The sequence below is a fragment of the Roseburia sp. CLA-AA-H209 genome (genome assembly GCF_020687575.1).
Taxonomy (GTDB): domain Bacteria; phylum Bacillota; class Clostridia; order Lachnospirales; family Lachnospiraceae; genus Roseburia_C; species Roseburia_C amylophila.
Map to the genome: position 1 here is coordinate 1 of NZ_JAJEQU010000035.1, position 3,868 is coordinate 3,868.

A 3,868-nucleotide genomic window follows, 5' to 3' on the forward strand; every position below is an offset into this window, starting at 1 on the left:
ATAAAGAAAGCAAAGGAGGTTACTATGAGTAATACAATTAATGTGAACTATATGACACGGGCTTACAATCAGTACCAGCAGAAAAATGCGGCTAAAGATCAGGAGAAGGAAGATACAAGGTTTGCGGATAGTGTAAGAGAAAAGAGCGAAGCTAGTGGAAGTATAGTGGGCAATTCAAAAATAGGTTCTGTGTCTGCTAAAGATATGACGATGGTGGAATACAAGCAGTACATTTACAATTCAGATAAAATGATTGGAGGAACAGAAGTATGCACATTGGTTCTGGTCTAAATACGGTATCTTCAATGTACCGCCAACAAAAAGGCAATAATATGAAAACGCCTGCATCTGGGGAAAAGACATTTTATACGGCAGAAACACCGAAGGTATATCAGATATTCACAACAGATAATATGTTGTGGACAGGAGGTAATGGCACCGGTCTTTCTTATTGTCTTAAATATGCGGATGATTCAACGGATGAAAATCCGGTGGTGTTAGCGAAAGGTGTGGATGAAAATGGAAAAGAGTTTGAACAAAGAATATATATCAATGACGTTAATCCATCAAGTGCTACAGTAGTCGAAATGCGTGCATTGGAGGCACATTACAAAGTGGAGAAGCAGGGAGGTTTCACATCTTTGCCGCTTGAAGCTGGTAATATGGGACTTAACGACAGAAGAGATTTTATCTCAATGTTCAAAAAAAGCATAGAAGATTTAAACAAATTGGGAAGGTTTGACTTATCGTTGCTTTGGACGAAAAGTATGGATACATATCTTAATTTGCCAAATGCAAATAGTAAGTATAAATAAGGCTTAGTTATTTGGACATAGAAGGAAAAGAGAATTTAGAATAAACGAAGGAGATTGAGACAATGCAGTCAATATCAAGTTATATTAATCCTAATACAAGAGGACTTACATCTAATTACAAAAATACAGCTATTAAAGATAAGGAAACCTATAATGAGGCGATGTCGCAGCACTTACTAAATCCGGTAGAAGATTTGGTTCAAGTGTTAAAAACACCTATAAAATTGGCGAAGAGTTCGTCACTTAGCAGACAGAATAATTCTGTTAATATTGCGGAAGGGCAAAGAATCCGTGTTAATGGAGGTCATGTGCTTACGGTTACGGCGCATGGAGTAGAGGTTTCTGGTGGAGATAATCCGTATGATACACAATCATATGTAAAAGCACAGAGAATGGCAGATGCATTGGCATCCATGCTGCGAAATGCAGGTGGGACAATGACTACTGTAGCACATTCAAAGGAGGAATATGCCCGGTATACAGAGGGAATTACGGATGTTATGTCTTATCTGGGTGTAGACACTTCCAAAGATTTTACGGTCAATGGTATGAAATATAGCAAAAATAAAGATGGTTGGTATGAGTCAGAAGCGAACAGTGATGCGCAGGCGGCATATGAACAGTTAAAAGCGAATAACAGAACCTACCAGTTTGCAGATGAAAAGACCAAAAAGCAGATTGCATATATTAGTGATTATTACCTTCAGACAGTGCCGGAGAGTGTAAAGGCGGCGTGGCAGGAAACATTGGAAGAAACTGGTTTTAATCCATTTCAGACGGATGTAACCAGTACATTAACGCAGTTATCTGTAGAGCAGGATTTTCTGACAGGTGGTGATGACAATATTTTTGGTGAAACGAAAGAAAGTTGTTTAGCAGCTATCGACAAAGTATTGGAGAGAATAGAAAATCCGTTGGCAGCAGTTACAGAGGAAAGGGCAGCATATCTGCAGCAGGAAAAAGAATTTTATACCGTACTGGCATCTAAAATAAGAGAATAAAATGCCGGGAGGAATTTAAAAAATGATTGGAAGTATAGGAGCGGAGAGCCGTTATTCAACAGGTTATAACAACCTAAAACCAAATCGGAACCAGAATAAGTGGGCTGACACTTTGGCTCAGACGGTGGATAAGGAGGATATTAGCAGTAGAGCGGATATCAATCGTGCTAAGAAAAGTACAGTGATGGATTCTTATCTGGCACTGTCAGGAAAAACGATAAATACTTTGAAACAGGAATATTCAGAGTACGAATCCGAAAATTATAGAATCGTACCCGATAATGAAGCTGAATGTTTTGATATATACAATAAAGACGGGGAGCGTTTGGGGGCATTTTCCTATTCTGATATAAAAATAAGACAGGATGAAACAACAGGAAAGCAGTTTTTGATTTCTGAGCATGGAACGATGAGTTACGATGCCCTGGTATTAGATGATGAATTAAAAGATGCATTGCAGAATGTAATGGATAAAGATTCGCTGGATGTGGAGACTTTGCAGGGATTTACATTAAATACACATTCAGGTACCGGCATCCAGTATTTAGTAAAAGACGGTGAGGAAGGCAGAGGTGGCAAGGTTCTTCTGCAAAATGAAGCGGATCGGAAGAGGGATGAAGAATTAGCGGAGATGTATTTTGACAAATACCCTAATTTAATTGAGAGTCGGGAAGAAGGTTTTATCTGGGCTGATTTAGAGATTAGAGGAATGGCAAAACGGACAGATCAGGGAATTATATCCATAGGAGCTGATGGAATGTCATACAGTGACAATGAAAATTATAAAAACAATTGGAGTGTCCGGTTTTCTGGTTCTATGTATGAAAAGCTGTATGAATGGCTTCAGAATAACAAGGATAGCATGGAGGAAATCCATAAATTTTCTACATGGCAAAAGGTTTTTGACGAAATTGGTGGAACGTATGAAAGAGTCTGGTCGAAAGAAGAACTGGATCAGGGATATTTGAATAATTGAAAGAGGTGACAATATGAAAATATTTAATTACATGAATAATACGAATTCAATAATGGAAAAAAATACTGATAAAGTACAGAAAGGAAATAGTCAGACAAACGAAAAACATACAGTGGGGCAATCAGTGAAGCTTTCGATTTCTAATGAGGGATTGGAGTATTATCGTAATCGTATACAGCAGAGTGGACAGGAAAAATATGATGATGTGGTTCAAAGAAAGGAACTGTTAGCGAGTAAAAAAATCAGTGATATTGATTATAGTTATGAAATTCAAAAGAAGGCAGCACAGCAGAATCAAAATGTTGATACAGGAAAAAGTGCCTTAAATATTACTGACAAGGCAAATAATTATGTTAAAGCATACGCAGAATTATATGATGAAATTGTGAAGGGCTATGAAAATGGAACCAGAGAAATATATGTAGCTGATGAAAATGGACCTCGTAAGCTTACAAAGGATGAAGAGTTAAGCAATTTAGATGCTGCATATAAAAAAACAGTGGATGACTTTGTGACAATGGAGACAACCAATCAGCATGCCCGTGGAATTATTGGTGAAGAAATGAATAAAATTTCAAAAATTACCACAAGGTCAACTTTGGCATCGGCTTACATTGAGGAGCAAAAAACCAGGGGAAAGGACGAAATCCCAGAAAATTTAACTGAGAAAATGTATGGTGCAATTACCTCATTTAAGGAGAAATATACAATGATTCAGCCTAATAGAGAGCAGTTATTGATGAGTATTAAGATTTGATGATGTTAGTACTATGATTTACAAATAAAAATAGTAATTACATATCATATTGAGGCTGAGAGAAATTAAATATCCAAGTCGTTCAATATAATAGAAATTATTTTAAGTTTCAATAACAGGGAGGTAGGATTATGGCAATTACAGGTATCAATAACAGCAGTTGCACATCGTATTATGCTTCAAATTACAAGAATACTGTTAAAAAAACAGATAGTGAAAAGGATAGTACAAATACAAAAGACGGCAACGTGACAACAAGTACAGTTGAATTAAAAACATCACGTCCCGGTGTGACAAAAACAGAGCAGATTAAGACAGG

The 3,868-nt window shown here is 37.0% G+C and carries 5 protein-coding genes and 1 pseudogene; all 6 read left to right on the top strand.

Going from position 1 to position 3,868, the window contains the following annotated elements; genetic code table 11:
• Nucleotides 1-24: 24 nt before the first annotated feature.
• Nucleotides 25-291 (top strand): hypothetical protein, encoded by a 267-nt coding sequence (locus tag LKD41_RS15285; protein WP_014080631.1) that lies wholly within the window; start codon nt 25-27, stop codon nt 289-291.
• On the top strand, nt 270-815 hold the full coding sequence (locus LKD41_RS15290) for a hypothetical protein (RefSeq protein WP_014080630.1): 546 nt from the start codon (nt 270-272) through the stop codon (nt 813-815). The genes LKD41_RS15285 and LKD41_RS15290 overlap by 22 nt, the downstream gene beginning before the upstream one ends.
• Nucleotides 816-877: 62 nt before the next feature.
• Complete coding sequence (locus LKD41_RS15295; protein WP_008115713.1) at nt 878-1,816, top strand: hypothetical protein; 939 nt, start codon at nt 878-880, stop codon at nt 1,814-1,816.
• Nucleotides 1,817-1,838: 22 nt separating this feature from the next.
• Nucleotides 1,839-2,792: a hypothetical protein gene (locus tag LKD41_RS15300; RefSeq protein WP_118098479.1), complete on the top strand. Its 954-nt coding sequence runs from the start codon at nt 1,839-1,841 to the stop codon at nt 2,790-2,792.
• Between the two features lie 13 nt (nt 2,793-2,805).
• Nucleotides 2,806-3,549 carry a hypothetical protein gene (locus tag LKD41_RS15305; protein WP_012744369.1) on the top strand — a complete coding sequence of 248 codons (744 nt, stop codon included), beginning with the start codon at nt 2,806-2,808 and terminating at the stop codon, nt 3,547-3,549.
• A 131-nt stretch (nt 3,550-3,680) separates the two neighbouring features.
• A pseudogene (locus LKD41_RS15310) lies at nt 3,681-3,868 on the top strand (hypothetical protein); the annotation flags it as partial.

Excerpts from the sequence above, each read along its gene's own strand:
- LKD41_RS15290 (WP_014080630.1), top strand. The coding sequence starts at position 270 with ATGCACATTGGTTCTGGTCTAAATACGGTATCTTCAATGTACCGCCAA.
- LKD41_RS15305 (WP_012744369.1), top strand. The coding sequence starts at position 2,806 with ATGAAAATATTTAATTACATGAATAATACGAATTCAATAATGGAAAAA.
- LKD41_RS15295 (WP_008115713.1), top strand. The coding sequence starts at position 878 with ATGCAGTCAATATCAAGTTATATTAATCCTAATACAAGAGGACTTACA.
- LKD41_RS15285 (WP_014080631.1), top strand. The coding sequence starts at position 25 with ATGAGTAATACAATTAATGTGAACTATATGACACGGGCTTACAATCAG.
- LKD41_RS15300 (WP_118098479.1), top strand. The coding sequence starts at position 1,839 with ATGATTGGAAGTATAGGAGCGGAGAGCCGTTATTCAACAGGTTATAAC.